The following is a 22,395-nucleotide window of genomic DNA, read 5'->3' as shown; positions in this document are numbered from 1 at the left end:
CGCAAGAGCTTTGATTGGTAAAACCCCAGGCAGGATAAAAGATATGAAAATCGCGGTGATGGGGGCAGGTGCCGTTGGCTGTTATTACGGGGCGATGCTGGCGCGTGCCGGGCATGATGTGACCCTGATCGGGCGGCCAGCCCATGTCGATGCCGTCAATCGTGACGGGCTGCTTTTGGATTTTGGTGGAACACAAGAGTATGTTGAAATGAACGCCAGCACCGATGCGGCGGCAATTGCCGGTGCCGGTCTGGTTCTGTTTTGTGTCAAATCCACCGATACCAATGATGCCGGAGCGCAGATCAAGCCGTTTCTGGCCTCTGATACCATTGTCATGAGCCTTCAGAACGGGGTTGATAACGCCGAACGGTTATCCGCCGTGATCGGATTGCCGGTGATCCCGACGGTGGTGTATGTCGCGACCAGTATGGAGGGGCTGGGGCATGTCAAACATCATGGGCGCGGTGAACTGGTGATCGGGCAGTCTGCGCAAAGCGACAAAGTTGCCGAAACGCTGCGCCCGGCGCATATCCCGGTCGAGATTTCGGACAATGCCGAAGGCGCACTTTGGACCAAGATGATTTTGAACTGTGCCTATAACGCGTTATCGGCAATATCGCAGATGCCCTATGGCGCGCTGGTGCAGGGCGAGGGCATTTGGGATGTTATGCGCAATGCGGTTGATGAATGCCTTGCGGTTGCCAAGGGATGCGGAGTGACCGTACCCGGTGATGTCTGGGGCGCGATCGAAAAGATCGCCGAAACCATGCCAGGGCAATATTCATCCACCGCACAGGATTTGGCGCGAGGCAAAATCAGCGAGATCGATTTCCTGAACGGCTATATCGTGCGCAAGGGGGCGGAACTTGGTATTCCAACACCGACCAATCTTGCCCTGCATGCGATGACCAAATTGCGCGAAAGCCGGGATTGATCCGGGCTTTGTGAGGGGCCGGAGGGCTATTCCCCCGGCTTGCCCTGTGTCTGGGCGGCTGCGATATCGGGTTTGGGAACAGGCACGCCGATCCTGTCCCCAAACATCACGATGGCCGCGGCCAGCACGATCAGGAAAGCACCAAGCAGGGAAACCGGTTCGGGAAGCAGGCCAAACACCGTGACATCCAGCAGCAGGGCCCAGATCATTGCGGTATATTCGAAGGCCGCCAATGTCGATGCCGGGGCACGTGCCAGTGCCTCGGTCATGAAGATATGGGCAAGACCGCCGGTCAACCCCGCCCCGATCAGCCACATCAGGATTTCAGGCGACGGGTCGGCCCAGCCGAACGGCAGGGTCAGCAATCCGCCAAGCGAGCAGATCACGGCAAAATAAAACGCAATCGTGCCAGCGGATTCCGTGCTGGTCAGGGCCTTGATCTGAACCTTGGCAAAGGCGGTGGTGACTGCCATGGCAAGACCCGCCCCGATGCCAATCAGAACGCCGGTATCAATGCCCGGTGTCGAGAATGTCGGCCACAGCATCAGGAACACCCCTCCAAAACCGGCAAAGGTCGCGGTAAAGACCGCGATGCCGGGCTTTTCGCGCAGCAGGATCATCGCGACCGGCAGGACGAGAAGCGGGGCGAGGAAGCCAAGAGCCGTCGCAAGGGCAAGCGGCAGATAGGCCAGCGACAGGAACGAAAAGAACATCGACACAAGGCCGAACGTACTGCGTTTGAGGTGCCCGAACGGCCGGGCGGTACGGAGGCCACGCGGAAACTGGCGTCGCCACATCAGATACAGGACGATAGGGATCAGGGCGACAGAGCTTCGCCAGAACATGATTTGCCCGACCGGTGCCTCGAACGAGGCCAGACGGACAAACAAACTCATCACTGCAAACAGACCGGTGGCGGCAAGCCGCAAGCCGATCCCGGACCATACACTGCCCATTTTCGGGATCATCCTGCATTTGGCGGGAAGGATGTCCCGCCAAACAAGCAGTAACCTGAATAAGCTGTGTGAAATACTGAGATTTTTTCATATCAGGGTAGAGGGAAACTCAGTGATCGGTTTTGGGGATCGCGCGCAGTCTATACACCAATTGTCATCTGTTCCTTCGGAGCTGCCTGGATTCCCACTTTCGTGGGAATGACGATTCTGCATGGTTCCTTGGGAGTTATCAGTGAGTTTTGCCATCGACATGATGCGGGGTGAGGCTGCGCGGGTCGACATCGTCAAGGCAATTGACATTGATCGCGGCGATTTTGGCACCGTCGGGCATTTCACCATAGGCGAAGCTTTGAATACCGCAGGTTTTGCAGAACTGGTGGCTGATCTTTTTCGCATTGAACAGATATTCCGTCAGATTGTTTTCGCCCGATTTCAGCACGAAATTATCCCGCGGCGTGAAGGCCAGAACCGACCCGAGCTTCTGGCAGCGGGAGCAATTGCAGGTGATGGTCTGGTCAAGATCAAGTTTGTCGACCGTGTAGCGCACGGCACCGCACTGGCAACCGCCAGCATATGATTTCTCGCTCATTTTATCCTCCTGCGTTATCGGTAATATCCGCCCGGTGTTTTGCCGGTTGCCTTGCGAAACATCGCGATAAAGGCCGAGGTGTTTTCATAGCCGAGATCAAGGGCAACTTCGGTTACCGGTCGATGATGGGCCAGTTTTTCGAGCGCGTAAAGCAGGCGCAGCTTTTGCCGCCAGTCGCGAAACGGCATACCGGTTTCTCGTTGAAACAGGCGGGCCAGGGTGCGTGACGATGCACCGCAATCACGTGACCATTCGTCCAGTGTGCGGTTATCGGAAGGATTGGCCTGCAACTGTTCACAAATGCGGGCCAGACGCAGGTCCTTGGGCGCGGGCAGATGCAGGTTATCGTTTCTGGGCGGTTTAAGCTGATCAAGCAGCACGCGGATCAGGCGACCATCCGAACTGGCTTCGTCATATTCAATCGGGATTTCGGTCGCGGCCCGGATCAACTCGCGCAGAAGGGGGCTGACTTCAAGCACCGTGCAGTGATCGGGTAAATCTACCGGAGCATTTTTATCGATATAGATATGGCGCGCACGGGTGAAGGTGGCGTGACTGACGGCATGTTCAACGCCCGGCGGCACCCAGACCGCGCGCTGGGGCGGGACGACCCAGATGCCGGCTTTGGTGGTGACGGTCATGGTGCCTTCGATGGCGAAAATCAATTGATGCCAGTCGTGGCTGTGCGCGCCGATGCTGTACCCGGCGGGAAGGTCGCTCATACGGACATAAACCGGGCGCGGCAGGTGATCGGGCCGGGGACGGGAATGTTGCGGATATTTCGGGGTATCCCGTGATCCATCCATAAGAATGTCCTGTTTACGCTATATGATGGCAGATTATCGCAAGACAGACGTGCGCGGCAACGCTAGTTTGAAGTCCTTCCAACCAAACACATAAAAGCACGTGCCCCGATTGCCACCGGTTTCGTGCGGGGAGACATCATGTCCAAGGATTTGCCACCGGAAACAAGCACCCACGCCGCCCCCATCGAGGTGCCGGGTAATCCTGATTTGTCGGCTACGGCTGCTGCGCACAAGGGATGGCGCAACCCTGAGGTGCTGCTGATTTTCATGGCGGCCGCCATGCCATTGTCGTTTTCGACCTGGATGGCGTTGTTGAACAACTTTTCGGTCGAGATGGCGGATTTTACCGGCCGCGAGATCGGTATTTTACAGTCTTTACGTGAAATTCCGGGCTTTATGGCCTTTACCGCGATTTTTGTGCTGATCATCCTGCGCGAGCAGACATTTGCGCTGATTTCGCTTCTGGTGCTGGGGATCGGGGTGGCGATTTCAGGCTATTTCCCCACGGTCGTCGGGCTTTATTGCACCACGGTCCTGATGTCGATCGGGTTCCATTATTTTGAAACCATGCAGCAGGCATTATCGTTGCAATGGGTGAAAAAGGAACGCACCGCGATGGTGATGGGCCGACAGCTTTCGGCGAAATCGTTATCGTCGCTGGTGATGTTCGGCATTGTCTGGGCGATGCTGGAACTTCTCGATGTCGAATATCGCTATGTCTATCTGTTTGGCGGGGCCTTGACGGTTATTGCCGCGCTGTTTGCATGGATGGCGTTTCCGAAATTTGCCGATGCCCACCCGCAGACCAAAAAGCTTATCCTGCGTAAACGGTACTGGCTTTATTACGCCCTGACCTTCATGAGCGGGGCACGCCGCCAGATTTTCACCGTGTTTGCCGGGTTCCTGATGGTCGAGAAATTCGGCTATGACGCCGCAACCATTACGCTTCTGTTTCTGCTGAACCACGCGATCAATATGGTGATGGCCCCCAAGATCGGGAAGCTGATCGGCAAGTGGGGCGAACGCAAGGCCCTGACATTTGAATATATAGGGTTGTTCATTGTATTTGTGTCCTATGCCTTTGTCGAAAGCGACAAGATGGCCGGGGCGCTTTATGTCATCGATCATCTGTTCTTTGCGATGGCGATTGCGATCAAAACCTATTTCCAGAAAATCGCCGATCCGGGAGATATTTCATCGACGGCGGGTGTCAGCTTTACGATCAATCATATTGCGGCGGTGTTTATCCCGGTGGTGTTCGGGATGTTGTGGCTGATTTCGCCGTCGGCGGTGTTCCTGGCCGGGGCGGCGATGGCGGCGGTTTCGCTGATCCTGGCACTGAATGTGCCAGATGACCCGGAACCGGGGAACGAGGTGGTTATGGGATACAGGTCAGGTGTTCCCGCCAGGGCAGCCAGGGCACTGCGCCCCGCGGAATAGGATTTCGCGATCAAAGAATGACAAAAATAATGACGCCCGCCGGGGATTTCATGGAACCGGCGGGCGGTTTTGTTTGTCATTATCAATAGATTGCCGCAAAATCTTCAAAACCTGGCCGAATGAACAATAATAATGTCGGGGGGCAACCGGATTATATAATTGCACCCCGGTTTCGAGTATCGCACCAACAGGGACCACACATATGTCAAATCTTCGCCCGATCAGTCGTACCGTCGCGGGATCGTTTATGTCGGCAACAGTTACACTGACATTGGTGCTGGCCAGTGGCACGGCGCTGGCCGACAGCACGGTTTCGCTGCGCATTATGGAAACCACCGACATTCACACGCATCTGGTCAATTACGATTATTATCGTGACGGCGAGTCCGATACGGTGGGGCTGGCGAAGGTGGCGACATTGTTGAAAACGGCACGTGGCGAGGCCAAAAACGTCGTTTTCATCGATAATGGCGACCTGATACAGGGTAACCCGCTGGGCGACTACATGGCAAAGCGTCACGGCCTGAAAGAGGGCGAGGTCCATCCGGTTTACAAGGCGATGAATTTGCTGGGTTATGACGCGGCCAATATCGGCAATCACGAATTCAACTATGGCCTCGATTTTCTGGACAAGAGCCTTGCGGGGGCCAATTTCCCCTATGTCAGTGCCAATGTCTTTGTCGATGACGGCGACGACAATCCCGATAACGACAAGCCGTATTTCCAGCCCTATGTCCTGCTGGATCGCGAATTTACCGATATGGACGGCCAAACGCACGAAGCCACCGTCGGGGTGATCGGTTTTGTCCCGCCGCAGATCATGCAATGGGACAAAGCCAATCTGGAAGGCAATGTCGTGACCAAGGACATTGTCGAGATGGCCAGAAAATACGTGCCGGAAATGCGCGAGAAAGGTGCGGATATCGTGATTGCGGTGCCGCATTCGGGCCTGTCCACACTGGCGCGCGAAGGTATGGAAGAAAACGCGACCTATTATCTGAGCGAGGTTGACGGCATTGATGCCATCCTGTTTGGCCATGCGCACACGGTGTTTCCGTCCGATACCTATTCCGATATCGATGGTGTCGATCTGGCCAAAGGCACGATCAATGGCGTTGCGGCGGTCATGCCGGGCTTCTGGGGCAGCCATCTTGGCGTGATTGACCTGACACTTTCGGTCAATGATGCCGGGGAGTGGAAGGTGACAGACAGCCTTTCGGAAGCGCGCCCGATTTATCACCGTCAAGGGCGCGATATCACGCCGTTGGTCGAAGCAGACCCGGACGTGATCGAGGCGGTCAAGGAAGAGCATCAGGCAACGATTGCCTATATGCGCGAAGGTGTCGGGACGGCGGCCTCCCCGATCAACAGCTTCTTTGCGCTGGTGGCCGATGATCCGTCGATCCAGATCGTGACCAATGCGCAGAAATGGTATCTGGAAAAGATTCTGAACGGTTCGGAATATGACGGGATACCGATCCTGTCGGCAGGTGCCCCCTTCAAGGCGGGTGGCCGTGGCGGCCCGGATTATTTCACCGACATCCCCGAAGGCAAGATCGCGCTTAAAAACGTGGCCGATCTTTATATCTATCCCAATACATTGCGTGCGGTGTTGCTGGATGGTGCCCAGGTGCGTGAATGGCTTGAAATGTCGGCGGTTCAGTTCAACCAGATCGATCCGGACAGCCGGGAAGAGCAGCCGCTGATCAACGAGACATTCCCGACCTATAATTTCGATGTCATTGACGGGGTCAATTACCAGATCGATGTGACGCAACCGGCGCGCTACAACGCATCGGGCGAGGTGGTGAACAAGGATGCGCACCGCATCATCAATCTGACCTATGATGGCAAGCCGGTTGCCGAGGACCAGAAATTTGTGGTTGCGACCAACAATTATCGTGCCGGTGGCGGCGGGAATTTCCCGGGGCTGGACGGATCAACCATCATCATCGAAGCTCCCGATGAAAACCGCACGGTGCTTGCGAACTACATCCTTGAGGAAAAGGAAATCGATCCCAAGGCCGATGGCAACTGGAGCCTCGCCCCGATAGGAGAGGCGTCGAAGGTGACGTTTGTGACCAGCCCCAGGGCATCGTCGGCTCTGGACGCGCCCGATAACATCAGTTTTATCGGCGAGGATGAGAACGGCTTTGCGAAATATGTTCTTCAATCGAGATAGGACCGACTGACCCGAATAAAAAGCCGCCCATCGCAAGAGGGCGGCTTACATTAAAAGGCACGAACATTTATTATGATGTTCGTGCCTTTTTTGATCAGCTATGCGGTGACAGTTATTGCCACCGGGATCGGTATTTATTTCTTGGCACCGTGTGTCATATGCGGGGCATTCGGGCGGCCAGGCACATTGCGCGGGCCGTCTTCGCGCGGGCTTTTGCCGTTCAGATAGGCAGCTGCGCAATGCTCGTCGCAATAGGGCTTGCCCGGCACGATCTTCTTGCCGCAGAAATGGAAATCTTCATCACCCGGATCGCCAAACGGCCAGCGGCACATGCCTGCACCCAGATCAAAGATGCTGATGCCTTTGCTTTGTACCTTCGGTGCGGGGGCCTTTTTCGGCTCGCTCTCTTCAGCGCGACGCTGGATCGGGGAGGGGCGTTTGGGCAGGCCAAGGCGGTGGGCCTTGCCGACGACGGCATTTTTGCCAACGCCCAGTTCTTCACCGATGCGTGCTGTGGTCCAGCCCTGATTCCAGAGCGAGGTCAGCAATTCAATCTTTTCCGGCGTCCAGCTCATTTCGAGTATATTCCGTGTTTCTTTGTCTGCCCGGTGGAAAATCCACAGGCAGGTGCTTATTGTCCGAAGTCAAACAGGGATACAGACGTATCCGCTAATATCACGCGACGCAAGGGTATTAGCCATTTTGGACCATTTTGGACCATTTTGCCGACTGGCTTGCCGCACGCGGAAAGATGCGCAATTTGCATGACAGCGCGTCAATGTAAAGGGGAGATCGTCATTTGACATGGTTTTTCGTTTCGGTCGCGGTGTTCATGGCGGGGCATATCGTACCGGGTCTTTTGCGCGGGGCGATCACGGCACGGATCGGTCATGTTGGCTATATCGTAACGTTTTCGGTCACATCGCTGTTCCTTCTGGCGTGGGTGATTTACGAAGTGCGCCATGCGGAGTTTATCGCGCTGTGGCCCTATGAAATCTGGCAAAACCATGTGACGCTGATCCTTATGCTGCCTGCCTGTATTTTGTGGGCGGCGGCCATTCTGCAACCCTGTCCGCTCTCGATTGGACGAAAAAAAGGATTTGACCCAACCCATCCGGGCATCAACCGGTTTACCCGCCACCCATTGCTTTTGGGCATGATTTTATGGGGGCTTGGCCATATCGTGCCCAATGGCGATCTGGTGGCGTTCCTGTTTTTTGGCGGCAGTACGATTTTTGCCATTGCCGGGTTCTGGCGGATGGAAAAAATCCGGGCGCGGCATATGGATGAAGCGGAATATAAGGCAATCCTTGGCGGGACTCGGCGGTTTGACCTGGCGGGGATTGTCAAAGGCGCATTCGGCTGGCGCGATATTGTGCTTGGCATCGGGGTTTATGTTGCGATCCTTTGGGGGCATCCTTATGTGATCGGGGTCGATCCCTTGGCGGTGATGGGGGGCTGACAATCCTTCCTGATCTGTGGCAGAGGGAATAATCCCGCAGGAAACCACGCCGCAATGCTTGAAGTTCCGGGGTTTCATTGGGATACTGGTGTGCTGCATGTCCACCCCGGACAGGTTACTTCTGTGAGGTGTTATGACGTCTCCTGAACTCGCGTCCAATCTTGCCCGTTTTGCCGAAATCGAAGGCCGTCATCCCAGATTGCTTCTGGCAACGGCCTCATCGGTCGAAGAACCCCATCACAAACGTGTGGCGACCCTGTTCGCCGATGGTGGATTTGACGTCGATATCGCGCCGAAAAATTCCGATGCCCAATCGATTGCCTTGCAGGCAGTGGATTGCGATGCCGATATTCTGGTTTTGATCCGCCTGTCGCTTGACGCGGATGACCGGGTTGGTGTTGCCGATCTGATATCGTCGCTGGCCGCCCTTGATGCGGAATATATCAAGTTTGGCATTGTCGGAAAAACCGACGATCCGGTGCGCGACAATGTTGATTTCGTTTTCGATCTTGAACATCTCGGCACGGCCGATTGCGAGGCGCTGGTGGGCTATATCCTTGAGATTGAAGAAAAGCGCATCGAACAACATATATGAATCATCGCAAGTTTTCCGGAAAACGGGCAGCAATGATTCTGAAACCCTTTGAGTATATAATGGTTGCCTTGTAACACGGGCAACCAAACCATAACGGGAACGATTGATGGGAATGCTAAAGGAGACGCTGCTGCGCGTTTTCGTTGGAAAACGCGGACGGGAGGCCCTGAAGGCCTATAGCGATGCGCAATCCCTGCAATTGAACGATCCCGAAATGGCGGCGCGCACTGCCGCCGAGGCCAAACAGGCGCGCCGGATCGAAGACCGTGCAATGGCCTATCAGGAAAGCGGCATGTCCTTTGACGAGGCACGTGCGCAGGCGCTGGCCGAAACGCTGACGGAATCGTCAAACGATCCGCAGGCCGCAATCCTCAAGGCACTTGAAGAAGCTGATGCCAAGATTGGCAAAAAGAAAAGTCGAATGCCGACAGCAACAGATGACGCGCGCGCCAAACTGATTTCCGAAGCGCTGAGTGCGATGCGCAACAAGCAGGAAGACCTGGACAAGCTTGATCCGGAATTGCGCGCCAAGCTGACCCTGATGGCGGTCGAGGCCCTGATGGGTGGTCGGCCGACCAAACAGTGAGTCCCTTTACGGTTTCTTCGCCAACATGATCTTCTAGCGGAAAAGATTGCGATGCAATCCGGTGGTGAGCTGGCAATAGTCCGGTTCGTTATCGGCGGTCAGAAAGCCGTGCCGGATCAGAAAGTCGATAATCACCAGTGCGCAATTGAATTTGAAGTCGAAACTGGTGCGGACCGTTTTGGCGACGGCGGCCAAAGGCAACAATTCAAAGCGTTCGACCTCGCCATCCGTGCAGCGTGGTACGAAATCGGCAGGCAATTCCAGATCGTAATTGACCATCACATCGGGCTTGAGCCCCTCGTCCGTTTCATACAGATAGGAAACAGTGCCGACCGGCTGCAAATTTTTCGCGAGATTTTCGGGAATGCCGGCTTCTTCGGCGCATTCCTTGATCATGTTTTCAAGAAACCCCAGACCGGCGGGTTGACCGCCGGCGACCATGTTATCGAGCATGCCGGGATAGGTCGGTTTGTCTTTGGCACGATGGGCCACCCACATATGGATACCATCGGATTTACGGACATAGCCGTTCATATGGACACCCCAGGACCGGAACCCGAAATAGGGCATGGCGGAGCGGTCAAGCTGGCACAGCGGGTTATCGCCAAGCGACGGGCGGATATCGAACCGTTCGCCGTGCAGGCGGCGGATCACGCCTTTGTTCCGCAGGGCTTTGGCGGCGGCATCCAGTGCCCGGTTGCGGTCATCAAGACTTGCGACATGCGGGGCAAAGCAAAATTCACCATTGTCGTCCCGGACAAAGTCGGGGCCGACAGATACAAGGGCGTTGGCAAAATCCGGACGCAAGGCCCCCATTGACGTTCCATTGATGCGGAACGGGACATAGCGCGCCGGGTTGGCGTTGTTGCATGTTTTGATATGGTCAAGATAGGTCAAGGTGGGCTCCGTCGGTAGGCGCGCACTGCGGTGTGATCATACCGCAGTGCCGCGACTCCCACAGACTAAGATGTCAAAGCCTATGCGCCAAGTGCCGAATTTGAATAACCTTTTTCCGAGGTCAGCACTGTATTGACATGGACGATCTGACGCAGGCACCGCGCGATATGTTCGGCAACTTTGGTTTCAAGCTGCTGAATCTGGATATCGATTTGCAGTTCGCTGAAACCGGCATGACCATTGGCGATGGTGGAATGCCAGCTTGCCGGGACAAGATTGCGTTTGGAAAACAGTTCAAGCACACGCGGCATCACATCGGGTTCTGCGGCGGCGTGAACGGCGAAACAATAAACGGATTTGGTCGGCTGCGCGCTTTCAAGCGGCGCGAGAAAGGCATGATCGGTCATGACAATGCACACACATTTTCATTGTATCCAACAGGCGAAAAGACACGTCCCGGGGTCCTCAGACCGCCGGGCTGATAATTCGCGTAATGGCAACGATGAAAAGGCGATTTTTGTTCATGAAAATGTTCTTGAACATTCGGGTCGTTATCCGGGATGGCTAACGACCGTTCAGATGATGAAGCGCGTAAGAAAGTTGATCAGAGAATCAGAAGCGATGCAATCACAGCCAGAATGGTACCGGCAAACAGGATTTCCATCGAACGGGCAATCTGCTGTTCACGGGCAACGGCGATAGCAACGGCTTTGCGCTTATTCATCATTTTTACTCCGTCTTATGACAGGTATCTTTTAATGCGCCACACGGCGCACTCAGGAAATATAGGCAGGCATGAGCCCCGGATACAAGGGCTGTCCTTTGAAAAACGTCAAAAAACTTTCAACCTGATGGAAAAGACCAGCTTTTCTGTACCAATTTCGGTCACAAATAACCGGGGGTTGATGGTGCGTTGCATAAAAATGCAAGAATCGGCAGCCGTGAGTGGCTCAGTTGCTGCCGATTCCCGCGATATCGGCATGTTGCGCCGCGACGTCCTGCGCGTTGACGGTGGTGTGATAGTCGCGGATCGGACGGGGATGGCCGTATTTATATCCCTGAACCGCATCGCAATCGTTGGCGGTCAGGAAGGCGACCTGATCCTCGGTCTCGACCCCTTCGGCGATGACTTCGAGTTTAAGGTCGCGGCCAAGATTGATCACGGCACGGACGATCGCCACCGCCTGTTCGCTTGCCATCAAACGCGCGATAAAGGACTGGTCGATCTTTATCCGGTCGACCGGGAAGTTTTGCAGGGTCGCAAGCGATGAATAGCCGGTGCCGAAATCGTCCATGGCGATGCGCACGCCAAGTGCCTTGATCTCGTTCAGAATTTTCCGCGACCTTGATGCATTGTGAATAAGTGCGGTTTCGGTGATTTCCAGTTCAAGCCGATCCGACGCGAGCCCGGTATCGGAAAGGATATCGGCAACCGTTTGGGCAAGGTCGAGATTTTGTAACTGAACCGCGGAAAGGTTGACAGCAATGCCCAGCGGATTTTTCCAGATGACGGCTTCTTCACAGGCCTTGCGCAGAACCCATTCGCCAAGTGGATTGATCAGGCCGGTTTCCTCGGCAATCGGGATGAAATGCGCGGGCGATATCTGACCGAGTTCGGGATGATGCCAGCGCAGCAATGCTTCGAACCCCATGATCCTGCCGCTTTGGGCGTTGCATTGAGGCTGATAATGCAGTTCCAGCGCATTTTCATCCATCGCATGGCGAAGCGCACCGGAAAGTTGGCGCTTGTATCGGTATTCGTCATCCATTTCCGGCGAGAAGAATACCAGATGATTGCCTCCGCCCTGCTTGACGCGATACATCGCAAGGTCGGCATGGAACATGATGCTTTCGATATCGTCGCCATCCTGCGGGTAATGGGCGATGCCGACACTGGCCGCGATCCGGGCCGAGTTGCCGGGATTGAGGAAAATCGGAACGCTGAGGCAATCAAGCAGTGCCTGTGCCTTGTCGCGTGCTGCGGCAATCTTGGCATCATGATCCGGGCTGTCATGGATGATCATGGCGACGAACTCGTCTCCGCCGACACGTGCATAGACGATGTTGTCGTCAAGCAGCTTGTGGATGCGTTCACCGACTTCACGCAACGCATGATCACCCGCGATATGACCATAAGTGTCGTTCAGTTCCTTGAAATGATCCAGATCGATACACAGAACCGAAACGGGATTGCCGGTGACGGCCGCCTGTTCGATTGCGCGCGCCAGACGGTCATGGAAGGTTGCCCGGTTCAGAAGTTTGGTCAGGGCATCATGTTCGGCAAGATAGCGGATATGACGTTCGGCCTCGTAGCGTGCACGCAAATCGCGGAGCGCATAGATCACTGCATCCTGGGAAAACTCGTCGGCCGGCAGATCGCGACGGATGACTTCGACCGGGATCGTATGGCCGGGACTCAGCACAAGACCGGTTTCGGTATAATGTTCTGCCCCGTCGCGGAATGCAGGCGAAACATCGGGCAGCCACCTTTCGATGAAATCGAGACCTGATATCGTTTCGGTTTTACCTTTGATGAGCTTCAGAAAACTGTGATTGGCATCGACGATGATGCCGTTCTGGGTCATTACCAGTGCCTCGATCGCGGAATCGCCAAAGATGCGCATGCGGGCCGATGCATTTTCACGCAATTGCCGGTCGATCATCGCCATGACAAAACCGATGCCGATGACCAGGGCGGCAATCATGGCAACGGCCAGTGCCAGATTGTCTTTGGAAATGATTTGTGCCGGGACAGGGATGGTCGGGTCGGGGGTGATGATCAATGCCCCCATAGCACTGAAATGCATGGTGACAATGGCGATGGTCAGGCCAATTTTGCCATAGGTTTTTTCGCGCATCGTCTGTGCCATGCCCGCGATCACCAGCGTGATCATGCCAAATACAGCCCCCATCAGAATGGCTGCGATGACAATATCCATGTGCCAGCTTATGACGCCCGGAACCCGCATGGCAGCCATTCCGGTAAAGTGCATGGCCGAGATACCAAGGCCGACCACAAGACCGCCGATCATGCGCGCCAGAACAAGGTTCTGTGTCGCGATGCCGGGAATGGTAAAGCCGATGAAGGTTGCAACAATCGCAATCAAAAGCGACAGGATGGTCAGACCGGGATTATAGCCGACGGGCAATACCGGGTCATAGGCCAGCATCGCAACGAAATGGGTGGCCCATATTGCGCATCCGGTCACAACGCCGGTCAGGAACAACCAGCTCAGCTTTTGCCGAAGGCGACCGACACAGGCGCGGCTGTACAGGTTAAATGCTGTTTGGACGCCGCCAAGGCACAGCAAAACCGCGATCAGGACAAGCCACGGATTATGCTGTGTGGTCAGGCAATCGAGAACTCGATACATTCACTCGCCATTCGAAGCAGTCTGGTTACAGGCTTTGTTGTTTAATATCATTATAAGTTAAATCGATCCTAGAACGGGTATGCGGAATATGCATGCATATTCCGCGCATCCCATAATCATATGGTTACGTTATATTATCCAAAACAGACCTGTTCCGTCCCGTTTCCGGCGGAGGCCATTTGGGCAGATTGACGGTTTCTAGTCGATTGTGATGTCGGCAATACCGATTTCCCGGGCGGGTTGACCGGGGCGGGTAAAGGTGACTTCGCCGCGATAGGCACCGGCAGGCCAACGGTCGCCGGGCCGGTTGATATTGACGTAAAACCATTTGGCGCGCGGGCCGTTGTCGTCTTCGACATTGATGGTGAAATCACGATGGCCACCAATGCCGTTCGGGCCATCCATTCGCAGGCGAACGACATCACCGTTGCTGGCCCCGATCAGGTAAGCCCAGAAATAAAGGCCGGGACTGGTGGCAGGCAGTTCGCTGCTTTTGCCGTAACCGCGCTTGATGTCGGTCGGATTGGGTTTGGCCGATGAAAAGCCGGTCGCATAAAGCGTGATCGCCCGATAGGACATCTGCTTTTGTGCGGTTTCGGTCCAGAGAACGGCATTATCCGCATTACAATCCTTGGGGGTTGCAGCGCCCATTACCGTGCCGCTGAACGGATCGACAAGCTGGTTATCCTTGCGCAGGTTGAAATGCAGATGCGGGAAGGTTGCCTGACCGGACATGCCGATCAGTCCGATGGTCTGGCCGCGTTCGACACGGTCGCCTTTTTTGATGGCAAGCGACCCGCGACGCAGATGGCAATACTGGCTTTGCCAACCGTCATCATGATTGATCAGAATGCCGTTGCCGCATTCAATCCCCTTAAGCGCATCACCGACCAACCGCCCGGCGTCGATATCCTCGACCCCGTCACGGGTGGCAATCACGGTGCCCGCCGCAACCGCATTAACCGCGACCCCGCCAATCATGGTGGCTTCGTCAGGAATGGAAAAGTCGGTGCCGCGATGGCCTTCATAGGTGGTTGTGCCGCACGCGAAATCGCGAATTTCGGGGCCGGGATCATGGTCGACATAATGGACCACATCGCACTGCCCATAGGGGCAATCGACCGGGAGGTCAAAGGGCGGGCCATCAGCACGGGCAACTGTGGCGAACGGCACGAGGACCAAAGTCCCGAACAGCATTGCCGCAAAACGTCCTGTCGCCTGACCCATCAAATCCTCCTGCGGGGGCCCCGATTATCGATTATTAATCGACGACCCGCGGGGCAGCTTCGTCACACATCCTTCATCTAACATAATGGTGATCGACTTGCGATGGGCAAGGTACTGTATTGTTTCAATATGATCGGTTATGACCATAAAGACACAGTGCGCATCGCATATTGGTCACCGTGACCCGTCGTGGCAGGAACAAGATGGATCAACAGGCCGGACTTCTGAGACTGGGTATTTTTGCCGCCATCCTTGCCGTTATGGCCTTGTGGGAGGCGCTTGTTCCCTATCGTCCGGCGGGTGGTCTTCGCAATCCTTTGCGCTGGCTGACCAATTTCGGTTTGCTGTTGCTGGGGGCTGCGTTAAGCCGGTTTACCGTCGGGGCGGCGATGATTGCCACCGCCATCCTGGCCGAACAACAGGGCTGGGGCGTGATCAATCAGGCCGAGGATTTAATGGGCCTGCCCGGATGGATTGGCGGGTTGATTGCGATTGTTGTTCTGGATTGTGCGGTTTACTGGCAGCACCGACTGACCCATATCGTGCCGCTTTTCTGGCGGTTTCATCGGGTACATCATTGCGATACCGAATTTGATGTGTCGACTGCGGTGCGGTTTCACCCGTTCGAGATTTTGGCATCCGCTATCTATAAATCGTTGTTTGTTGTCTTGCTGGGTGCCGACCCGTGGGCGGTGGTGATTTATGAAAGCGCGTTAAGCGGTTTTGCATTGTTCAATCATGGAAATGTCCATTTGCCAGGCGCGTTTGACCGGCTGTTGCGCCGATTGATTGTGACGCCCGACATGCACCGGGTACATCATTCCAGCGTGCCGGACGAAACCAACAGCAATTATGGAAACATCCTGTCGGTCTGGGACCGGCTGTTTGTCAGCTATGTCGATCAAACAAAGACCAGCGATCACGACATGCAGATCGGACTGAACGAATTTCGCGACAAACGCAGCCAAAGTCTTTGGGGAGTGCTTTGGATGCCATTTCGCCGGTCATAGACGGAACAGGGATTGATGGCAGAAGTAACGCCCGGGGCAGAACCGCCCTTTGCCAAAAGCTTGATCATTTTGACTGCGTTGATGAAAACGGCAACTCGGTTGAGGTCATTGCATGGCGTTACATGCTTGAAACCATGACGGAACGCGGTTTGCGGCGTTATCCCGGCGCACGATACTGGACGCTTGCCGATGGCGGGGCGGTTCGGTTGCTGGATGCGACCCTGTTTGAAGTGGACGCAACGGGCATGGTTCTGATACGTCGGGAAATCGCGGATGCAGACGACCCGGATTGAACGTCCTTTATGGGTTTATTCCCCGACGATCCCGCGCACAACCATGGCGGACGCCACCAGCGACCGGCGGCCGTCATCCTTGCCCCCGAGATAGGACCGTGCGGTTGCGGTGCGCAGTTGCAGGGCCAGTTCGGGATCAAGATTGGTGAAGAAATCGCGGATCAGGCTGTGCGCGCCCAGAAGCGACTGCCAGTAATCTTCGAAATCCAGAAAATCCATGCGGATCGACAGGGTTGCAGTATCGACATCGCGCAAACCCGCATCGGACCAAAGATCAAAAAGCGCGTCTTCGCTTTGATAGGGGATGTCGAAAATCCTGCTGCGTAATTCGTCGCCTGATGGATAGGCGACAACCGCGGCAGCATCCAGAAACAGGCGGATAAAGGATAACCCCCCGGCGCGGTCCCAGACACTGGCGGCAATCCGCCCGCCTGGTTTGGTGATGCGAACCATTTCCGAAACAGCCCCTGCCGGACCATCCAGATCGTTTAACAGCAATTGCGAAAAGGCGGTGTCGAAGCTGTCATCGGCAAAGGGCAGGTTGCTTGCATCCCCGGTTTCGAAGCTGACATTGGCGGCCGCACTGAGCAAGGCCTCGGACAGGTAATCAGGGATTAAATCCACCCCGACAATCCGGGCATTGGGATAGCGCGTGGCAGCCGCGAGTGTCAGGCTGCCGGTGCCGCAACCGACATCAATCAGCGAACCGCAGGACGGTGCGGCAACGAAATCAAGAAAGCTGCGCGACAGGCGGCGGCTCCATCGGCCCATGGCGATTTCATAGATGTCGGCAGTGGTCGCATTCATGGACGTTTTCCGCAATTTGTTGTTCCGGGGGCAGTTTGCACCGTGACGGTGCAGGACGGAAGTTCCCATTTGGGCAAGTATGCCAGATATGGCAAGCCGGTGAAATTACCCTGTTAAACCAATTACCCATTGCCGAAAAAAGAAAACACGAAATAATATTGCGAATGCTGCGCCGCAAAAATAAATCAGAAGTCAGGCGTGGCGATCAGAAACAGGCAAGGAAAGTCAGGAAATGAGAGAGATGAACGGACTGGAAGGACTGTATCTTGAGGATATCGAGATCGGCATGGTCGGCAGTTACGCCAAAACCGTGACGGAAACCGATATCGTGATGTTTGCCGGATTATCCGGCGATACCAATCCGGTTCATCTTAATCAGGAATTTGCCGAAACCACGATGTTCGAGGGCCGCATTGCGCATGGTATGCTGTCAGCCGGTTTCATATCCACCGTGCTTGGTACGCGGATGCCGGGCCCCGGCACGATTTACCTGTCGCAGAATCTGCAGTTCAAGGCACCGGTGCGGATTGGCGATACGGTGACGGCCAAGGTGACGATACGCGAAATCATCGCGCCCAAACGCCGCGTGGTTCTGGAAACCAATTGCTATGTCGGTGATAAATGCGTGATCGCGGGCGAGGCGATGGTGATGGTGCCGTCGCGCCAATAAGCATCTTTTGTCGGAAAAGTCTTTACGCTTCGGGCTTGCGCGCTTTATAGCTGCCCGCTGGACCGTGCGGATATGCGATCTGCTGGCATGATGACGAGCAAAAAAGAGAGACCGGCGCGGATGCGCGTTTTTCGATCTTTTGATGATCTGACAGATGACGCACGCGGTGCGGTCGTCGCGATTGGTAATTTTGACGGCCTTCATCTGGGCCATCAGACGTTGCTGGATCATGCGCGCAAGATCGCTCGTGACCTTGATGCGCCCTTGGGGATACTTACGTTCGAACCCCATCCCCGGATGCTGTTTCGGGCGGGCGAACCGCCCTTCCGCCTGACATCGGCCGATGATCGGATTACGGCGGCGTCCGATCTGGATATTGATCTGTTTTTCGAAGCCGAGTTCAATCGCGATTTTGCCGCGATGAGCGCCGAAGAGTTTATCGAACGCATTCTGGTCAAGGGGCTTGGCGTGCGCCATGTCGTGGTCGGTTGGGATTTCTGCTTTGGCAAGGGCCGGGCGGGCAATGTCGATCTGCTGCGTCAGATTGGCGAAAAATCCGGTTTTGGCGTGACCGCGATTGAACCGGTGACGCATGACAATGGCATTATTTATTCGTCGACCGCGATCCGGCAGGCATTGCGTGATGGCCGCCCGCAGGATGCGACCCATTTGCTGGGGCGCCCTTGGGAAGTGGCCGGTGTGGTGATCAAGGGTGATCAGCGCGGCCGGAAGATTGGCTTCCCGACGGCCAATGTGGCGCTTGGCAATCACCTGCGCCCGAAATTCGGTGTTTATGCCGTCCAGCTTGGACTGGTGTCGGAAGAAAACAACGAAACCGTCGAACGCTGGATCGACGGAGTCGCAAATATTGGTGTTCGCCCCAGCTTTGGCGGGGATGTGGATGCCGGGCTTGAAGCCCACCTGTTCGATTTCGATCAGGACATCTATGGCCGTCGCGTTCGCGTGCGTTTGCACGGCTTTATCCGGGGTGAACAGAAGTTTGACGGGCTTGATGCACTGAAAGCCCGGATCGCTGCGGATGTGATTGCCGCCAAAGAGATTCTCGGCAAGATTTGAATTTGTCGACGAACCCGTTATGATCCGCGCGCCTTTAAGGGGGCAGCCAGTATCACCGGGGGTTCGCCCTTGTAATTTGTTTAAAGACGACAGGACCGTCACGATGAGTGTCGAATACAAAAAGACCGTTATCCTGCCCAAGACCGATTTTCCGATGCGGGCGGGTTTGCCAAAGATGGAGCCGACCCTGCTGGAACAGTGGGCGAAAGAGGATCTCTATGGCAAAATTCGCGGTATTTCGGCGGATCGTGAAATGTTTGTCCTGCATGATGGCCCGCCCTATGCCAATGGCCATTTGCATATTGGTCATGCGCTCAACAAAATCCTGAAAGACGTGATCACCCGTTCCCAGCAGATGATGGGCAAGAACGCGGTTTATGTTCCGGGCTGGGATTGCCACGGGCTTCCGATCGAATGGAAGATCGAAGAACAGTACCGTGCCAAGGGCAAGAACAAGGACGATGTGCCCATCGCCGAATTCCGCAAGGAATGCCGCGAGTTCGCCCAGAAATGGCTCGATATCCAGCGCGAGGAATTCAAACGTCTTGGCGTAATGGGCGACTGGGACAATCCCTATGTCACCATGGATTACAAGGCCGAGGCCTCCATCGCGCGTGAACTTGGCAAGTTCCTGATGAACGGCTCGCTCTATATGGGTTCGAAGCCGGTCATGTGGTCGGTGGTTGAAAAAACCGCCCTGGCCGAGGCCGAGGTCGAATATCACGACCACACCAGCAAAACGATCCATGTCCGGTTCCCGGTTGTTTCATCCACGGTCGACGCCCTTTCCGATGCGACGATCCTGATCTGGACCACGACCCCTTGGACGATCCCGGGCAACCGTGCGATTTCGTACGGGGCCGAAATCGATTATGTCGTGATCGAAGTCACCGAAACCGCCGAAGAAGCCTGGGCCAGGGTCGGTGAGAAAATGGCGATCTGTGCCGATCTGCTCGAAGACGTTTGCAAGCAGGGGCGCATCACCGGGCACAAGGTCGTTGGCACCTTCAAGGGGGCCGACCTTGAAGGTACGATTGCTGCCCATCCGTTCCGTGGGCAGGGTTATGAATTTGACGTGCCGCTTCTGGCAGCGGATTATGTCACGACCGACACCGGTACCGGCTTTGTCCATACCGCGCCGACGCACGGCCCGGACGATTACCAGACCGGTCTGAAATATGGTCTGGAAGTGCCGGAGATGGTTGATGGCGATGGGGCTTATTACCCGACCGTGCCGCTGTTTGCTGGTAAACGCATCTATGATGAAAATGGCAAGGAAGCCGATGCCAACGAAGCGGTCATCGCCAAGCTGGTCGAGGTTGGCGCGTTGCTGTCGCGGGGGCGTCTGAAGCACTCCTATCCGTGTTCGTGGCGGTCCAAGGCCCCGATCATTTATCGCACCACACCGCAATGGTTCATTTCCATGAAGGATAATGACCTGCGCGAAAAGGCGTTGAAGGCGATTGATGAAACCCGCTTTGTGCCGGAAGGCGGCCGCAACCGCCTGCATTCGATGATTGCCAACCGCCCGGACTGGTGCGTTTCGCGCCAGCGTGCCTGGGGGGTTCCGATCACGGTGTTCATCAATAAAAACACCCGTGAACCGCTCCGCGATCAGGCGGTGCTTGATCGCGTTTACGAAGCCTTCTGTGCCGAAGGGGCCGATGCGTGGTACACGCGCGATGCGCAATATTTCCTCGGCGACAAATACGACGCCAAGGATTTCGAACAGGTCACCGATGTTCTTGACGTCTGGTTTGATTCCGGTTCGACCCATGCGTTTGTGCTGGAAGAACGTCAGGACCTGAAATGGCCGGCTGATCTTTACCTTGAAGGATCGGATCAGCATCGCGGCTGGTTCCACAGTTCATTGCTTGAATCGTGCGGCACGCGCGGTCGTGCACCGTATGACGCGGTTCTGACGCACGGTTTCGTTCTGGACGGCGAAGGCCGCAAGATGTCCAAGTCGCTTGGCAACGTCATTGCGCCGCAGGACATCATCAACAAGCTTGGTGCGGATATCCTGCGTCTTTGGGTGGTCAGTTCCGACTATCACGATGACCTGCGCATCAGTCACGAGATCATCGAACGTCATTCGGATATCTATCGTCGCCTGCGCAACACGCTGCGTTTCCTGCTGGGGAACCTTGACGGCTTTACCGAGGCGGAAAAGGTTGCGGATAACGAATTGCCGGAACTGGAACGCTGGGTCCTACATCGTCTGAGCAAGCTTGACGATCTGGTGCGCAAGACGACGGCGGATTTCGATTTCCATACGCTGTTTATCGAACTGCATAACTTCTGTGCGCTTGATATGTCGGCGTTTTACCTCGATATCCGCAAGGACGCGCTTTATTGCGACGCGCCAAGCAGTGCCAGACGCCGTGCGGCGCGCACCGTTATGGACCGCGTGTTTGACAGTCTGGTGCGCTGGCTGGCACCGGTTCTGTGCTTTACCGCCGACGAGGCATGGCGTGCGCGCTATGGTGCCGACAGTTCGGTGCATTCCGAGACGTTCAACACGATCTCGGATGGCTGGAAAAACGACGCGCTGGCCGCCAAGTGGGAAAAAATCCGCAAGCTGCGTCGCGTTGTAACCGGTGCGCTGGAACTGGAACGTGCCGAAAAACGCATCGGGGCCAGCCTTGATGCCGCGCCGAAGGTCTATGCGACGGCGGAGTATGTCGAAGCACTTAATGGCCTTAATCTTGCCGAAATCGCCATCACATCTGATGTCGAACTGATCACCGGCGACGCCCCCGAAGGGGCCTATACCCTTGAGGAAGTGGCAGGCGTTGGTGTGGTTCCGGCATTGGCCGAGGGCGAGAAATGCGAACGTTGCTGGCAGACATTGCCCGAAGTCGGCAGCCACCCGGTGCACAAAACCGTGTGCCTGCGCTGTGCCGATGCAGTTGATGAAATGGGAATCGAGGCCGCCGAATAAGGCGGCCCGTTTCCGGTCCGGGTCTGTCCATTCGGAAGACCGTGTTCAGGCAAGACAGAAAGAGTGTTGATGAAACATCGTGCCTTTGTCTTTGGGCTGGTCATTATTGCGGTGGTGTTTGCCGTCGATCAGTGGACCAAGCAGCTGGCGATTGACGGATTGTCAAACCCGCATCGTGTGATCGAAGTCACGCCGTTCATGAATTTCCTGCTGGCATGGAACAGCGGGGTTTCGTTCGGCCTGTTCCAGGGACAGGCGCCGTGGGTCATGATTTTGGCGACGGCGGCAATCACCGTCGGTTTCCTGATCTGGATGTGGCGGACGCGCGACCGGTTGTTGGGCATTGCGCTGGCGCTTGTGGTTGGCGGGGCGGTTGGCAACCTTGTTGACCGGTTGCGTCACGGGGCGGTAACCGACTTTATCGACATGCATGTGGCAGGCTATCATTGGCCGGTTTTCAACATTGCGGACAGCGCAATTACGATTGGTGCAGTCCTTTTGTTGATCGATTCCCTGTTTGGCGGTAAAAAATCATCCAGGTAATTT

General features: G+C 55.6%; 22 protein-coding genes. 12 read left to right on the top strand and 10 right to left on the bottom strand.

From position 1 onward, the window contains the following. Window positions 1-43: 43 nt before the first annotated feature. Entirely contained in the window at window positions 44-934 is an 891-nt protein-coding gene (locus LG297_RS17180; protein WP_404422403.1) for a ketopantoate reductase family protein, read from the top strand. A gap of 26 nt (window positions 935-960) precedes the next feature. On the opposite strand, the gene LG297_RS17175 is transcribed toward LG297_RS17180, so the two are convergent. The 3 genes from LG297_RS17175 to LG297_RS17165 form a co-directional block, all read right to left on the bottom strand. Then, on the bottom strand, window positions 961-1,890 hold the full coding sequence (locus tag LG297_RS17175) for a DMT family transporter (RefSeq protein ID WP_404422401.1): 930 nt from the start codon (window positions 1,888-1,890) through the stop codon (window positions 961-963). 229 nt (window positions 1,891-2,119) lie between these two features. Next, window positions 2,120-2,479: a GFA family protein gene (locus tag LG297_RS17170; RefSeq protein WP_404422399.1), complete on the bottom strand. Its 360-nt coding sequence runs from the start codon at window positions 2,477-2,479 to the stop codon at window positions 2,120-2,122. A 14-nt stretch (window positions 2,480-2,493) separates the two neighbouring features. Beyond that, window positions 2,494-3,285 (bottom strand): AraC family transcriptional regulator, encoded by a 792-nt coding sequence (locus LG297_RS17165; RefSeq protein ID WP_404422397.1) that lies wholly within the window; start codon window positions 3,283-3,285, stop codon window positions 2,494-2,496. 138 nt (window positions 3,286-3,423) lie between these two features. Between LG297_RS17165 and LG297_RS17160 the strand changes: the two genes are divergently transcribed. Beyond that, the gene (locus tag LG297_RS17160; protein WP_404422395.1) at window positions 3,424-4,725 is read left to right on the top strand and encodes an MFS transporter; all 1,302 of its coding nucleotides are present in this window, start codon (window positions 3,424-3,426) and stop codon (window positions 4,723-4,725) included. A 202-nt stretch (window positions 4,726-4,927) separates the two neighbouring features. Further along, window positions 4,928-6,907: a bifunctional 2',3'-cyclic-nucleotide 2'-phosphodiesterase/3'-nucleotidase gene (locus LG297_RS17155; protein ID WP_404422393.1), complete on the top strand. Its 1,980-nt coding sequence runs from the start codon at window positions 4,928-4,930 to the stop codon at window positions 6,905-6,907. Between the two features lie 134 nt (window positions 6,908-7,041). Here the strand turns inward: LG297_RS17155 and LG297_RS17150 are convergent, their stop codons facing one another. Beyond that, on the bottom strand, window positions 7,042-7,482 hold the full coding sequence (locus LG297_RS17150; RefSeq protein ID WP_404422391.1) for a GcrA family cell cycle regulator: 441 nt from the start codon (window positions 7,480-7,482) through the stop codon (window positions 7,042-7,044). A 224-nt stretch (window positions 7,483-7,706) separates the two neighbouring features. On the opposite strand from LG297_RS17150, the gene LG297_RS17145 reads away from it, so the two are divergent. The 3 genes from LG297_RS17145 to LG297_RS17135 all read left to right on the top strand — a co-directional run bounded on the left by LG297_RS17145 (window position 7,707) and on the right by LG297_RS17135 (window position 9,550). Further along, window positions 7,707-8,369, top strand: coding sequence for an NnrU family protein (locus LG297_RS17145; RefSeq protein ID WP_404422389.1), 663 nt, complete (start codon window positions 7,707-7,709; stop codon window positions 8,367-8,369). Between the two features lie 133 nt (window positions 8,370-8,502). Then, window positions 8,503-8,964, top strand: a complete 462-nt coding sequence (locus tag LG297_RS17140; protein ID WP_404422387.1) for a methylmalonyl-CoA mutase — start codon at window positions 8,503-8,505, stop codon at window positions 8,962-8,964. Window positions 8,965-9,070: 106 nt separating this feature from the next. Then, window positions 9,071-9,550 (top strand): hypothetical protein, encoded by a 480-nt coding sequence (locus LG297_RS17135; protein ID WP_404422385.1) that lies wholly within the window; start codon window positions 9,071-9,073, stop codon window positions 9,548-9,550. Between the two features lie 33 nt (window positions 9,551-9,583). Here LG297_RS17135 and LG297_RS17130 read toward each other — a convergent pair whose 3' ends face one another. From LG297_RS17130 to LG297_RS17110, 5 genes are all read right to left on the bottom strand, one after another. Beyond that, entirely contained in the window at window positions 9,584-10,447 is an 864-nt protein-coding gene (locus tag LG297_RS17130; RefSeq protein ID WP_404422383.1) for a DUF4743 domain-containing protein, read from the bottom strand. Between the two features lie 80 nt (window positions 10,448-10,527). After that, the gene (locus LG297_RS17125; RefSeq protein ID WP_404422381.1) at window positions 10,528-10,854 is read right to left on the bottom strand and encodes a hypothetical protein; all 327 of its coding nucleotides are present in this window, start codon (window positions 10,852-10,854) and stop codon (window positions 10,528-10,530) included. A 197-nt stretch (window positions 10,855-11,051) separates the two neighbouring features. Then, window positions 11,052-11,174, bottom strand: coding sequence for a hypothetical protein (locus tag LG297_RS17120; protein WP_404422379.1), 123 nt, complete (start codon window positions 11,172-11,174; stop codon window positions 11,052-11,054). A 223-nt stretch (window positions 11,175-11,397) separates the two neighbouring features. Then, window positions 11,398-13,821 (bottom strand): EAL domain-containing protein, encoded by a 2,424-nt coding sequence (locus LG297_RS17115; protein ID WP_404422377.1) that lies wholly within the window; start codon window positions 13,819-13,821, stop codon window positions 11,398-11,400. A 198-nt stretch (window positions 13,822-14,019) separates the two neighbouring features. Beyond that, window positions 14,020-15,048: a M23 family metallopeptidase gene (locus LG297_RS17110; RefSeq protein WP_404422375.1), complete on the bottom strand. Its 1,029-nt coding sequence runs from the start codon at window positions 15,046-15,048 to the stop codon at window positions 14,020-14,022. A 203-nt stretch (window positions 15,049-15,251) separates the two neighbouring features. On the opposite strand from LG297_RS17110, the gene LG297_RS17105 reads away from it, so the two are divergent. Together LG297_RS17105 and LG297_RS17100 are read left to right on the top strand one after the other, a co-directional pair. Continuing rightward, window positions 15,252-16,058, top strand: coding sequence for a sterol desaturase family protein (locus LG297_RS17105; RefSeq protein WP_404422373.1), 807 nt, complete (start codon window positions 15,252-15,254; stop codon window positions 16,056-16,058). Next, on the top strand, window positions 16,034-16,351 hold the full coding sequence (locus LG297_RS17100; RefSeq protein WP_404422371.1) for a hypothetical protein: 318 nt from the start codon (window positions 16,034-16,036) through the stop codon (window positions 16,349-16,351). Before LG297_RS17105 ends, LG297_RS17100 begins: the two co-directional genes overlap by 25 nt. A gap of 15 nt (window positions 16,352-16,366) precedes the next feature. Here the strand turns inward: LG297_RS17100 and LG297_RS17095 are convergent, their stop codons facing one another. Beyond that, a complete protein-coding gene (locus LG297_RS17095) occupies window positions 16,367-17,158 on the bottom strand; it encodes a class I SAM-dependent methyltransferase (RefSeq protein ID WP_404422369.1) in 792 nt (263 codons plus the stop codon). A gap of 241 nt (window positions 17,159-17,399) precedes the next feature. Here LG297_RS17095 and LG297_RS17090 point away from each other — a divergent pair, with 241 nt between their 5' ends. The 4 genes from LG297_RS17090 to lspA all read left to right on the top strand — a co-directional run bounded on the left by LG297_RS17090 (window position 17,400) and on the right by lspA (window position 22,392). Next, window positions 17,400-17,828: a MaoC family dehydratase gene (locus tag LG297_RS17090; RefSeq protein ID WP_404426963.1), complete on the top strand. Its 429-nt coding sequence runs from the start codon at window positions 17,400-17,402 to the stop codon at window positions 17,826-17,828. Between the two features lie 120 nt (window positions 17,829-17,948). Continuing rightward, entirely contained in the window at window positions 17,949-18,905 is a 957-nt protein-coding gene (locus LG297_RS17085; RefSeq protein ID WP_404422367.1) for a bifunctional riboflavin kinase/FAD synthetase, read from the top strand. A 103-nt stretch (window positions 18,906-19,008) separates the two neighbouring features. Then, on the top strand, window positions 19,009-21,849 hold the full coding sequence (gene ileS, locus LG297_RS17080) for an isoleucine--tRNA ligase (protein WP_404422365.1): 2,841 nt from the start codon (window positions 19,009-19,011) through the stop codon (window positions 21,847-21,849). Window positions 21,850-21,918: 69 nt separating this feature from the next. Continuing rightward, window positions 21,919-22,392 carry a signal peptidase II gene (lspA, locus tag LG297_RS17075; protein ID WP_007090158.1) on the top strand — a complete coding sequence of 158 codons (474 nt, stop codon included), beginning with the start codon at window positions 21,919-21,921 and terminating at the stop codon, window positions 22,390-22,392. Window positions 22,393-22,395: the final 3 nt, after the last annotated feature.

The sequence above is a fragment of the Thalassospira australica genome (assembly GCF_044790785.1).
Classification (GTDB): Bacteria; Pseudomonadota; Alphaproteobacteria; order Rhodospirillales; family Thalassospiraceae; genus Thalassospira; species Thalassospira australica_A.
Note: the sequence above shows the minus strand (reverse complement) of the source record. Positions and strands in the feature narration are given on the sequence as shown.

Excerpts from the sequence above, each read along its gene's own strand:
- LG297_RS17180 (WP_404422403.1), top strand. The coding sequence starts at position 44 with ATGAAAATCGCGGTGATGGGGGCAGGTGCCGTTGGCTGTTATTACGGG.
- LG297_RS17140 (WP_404422387.1), top strand. The coding sequence starts at position 8,503 with ATGACGTCTCCTGAACTCGCGTCCAATCTTGCCCGTTTTGCCGAAATC.
- LG297_RS17135 (WP_404422385.1), top strand. The coding sequence starts at position 9,071 with ATGGGAATGCTAAAGGAGACGCTGCTGCGCGTTTTCGTTGGAAAACGC.
- LG297_RS17120 (WP_404422379.1), bottom strand. The coding sequence starts at position 11,174 with ATGATGAATAAGCGCAAAGCCGTTGCTATCGCCGTTGCCCGTGAACAG.
- LG297_RS17165 (WP_404422397.1), bottom strand. The coding sequence starts at position 3,285 with ATGGATGGATCACGGGATACCCCGAAATATCCGCAACATTCCCGTCCC.
- LG297_RS17105 (WP_404422373.1), top strand. The coding sequence starts at position 15,252 with ATGGATCAACAGGCCGGACTTCTGAGACTGGGTATTTTTGCCGCCATC.
- LG297_RS17085 (WP_404422367.1), top strand. The coding sequence starts at position 17,949 with ATGCGCGTTTTTCGATCTTTTGATGATCTGACAGATGACGCACGCGGT.
- LG297_RS17170 (WP_404422399.1), bottom strand. The coding sequence starts at position 2,479 with ATGAGCGAGAAATCATATGCTGGCGGTTGCCAGTGCGGTGCCGTGCGC.
- LG297_RS17160 (WP_404422395.1), top strand. The coding sequence starts at position 3,424 with ATGTCCAAGGATTTGCCACCGGAAACAAGCACCCACGCCGCCCCCATC.
- LG297_RS17125 (WP_404422381.1), bottom strand. The coding sequence starts at position 10,854 with ATGACCGATCATGCCTTTCTCGCGCCGCTTGAAAGCGCGCAGCCGACC.
- LG297_RS17110 (WP_404422375.1), bottom strand. The coding sequence starts at position 15,048 with ATGGGTCAGGCGACAGGACGTTTTGCGGCAATGCTGTTCGGGACTTTG.
- ileS (WP_404422365.1), top strand. The coding sequence starts at position 19,009 with ATGAGTGTCGAATACAAAAAGACCGTTATCCTGCCCAAGACCGATTTT.
- LG297_RS17150 (WP_404422391.1), bottom strand. The coding sequence starts at position 7,482 with ATGAGCTGGACGCCGGAAAAGATTGAATTGCTGACCTCGCTCTGGAAT.
- LG297_RS17175 (WP_404422401.1), bottom strand. The coding sequence starts at position 1,890 with ATGGGCAGTGTATGGTCCGGGATCGGCTTGCGGCTTGCCGCCACCGGT.
- LG297_RS17115 (WP_404422377.1), bottom strand. The coding sequence starts at position 13,821 with ATGTATCGAGTTCTCGATTGCCTGACCACACAGCATAATCCGTGGCTT.
- lspA (WP_007090158.1), top strand. The coding sequence starts at position 21,919 with ATGAAACATCGTGCCTTTGTCTTTGGGCTGGTCATTATTGCGGTGGTG.
- LG297_RS17095 (WP_404422369.1), bottom strand. The coding sequence starts at position 17,158 with ATGAATGCGACCACTGCCGACATCTATGAAATCGCCATGGGCCGATGG.
- LG297_RS17090 (WP_404426963.1), top strand. The coding sequence starts at position 17,400 with ATGAACGGACTGGAAGGACTGTATCTTGAGGATATCGAGATCGGCATG.
- LG297_RS17155 (WP_404422393.1), top strand. The coding sequence starts at position 4,928 with ATGTCAAATCTTCGCCCGATCAGTCGTACCGTCGCGGGATCGTTTATG.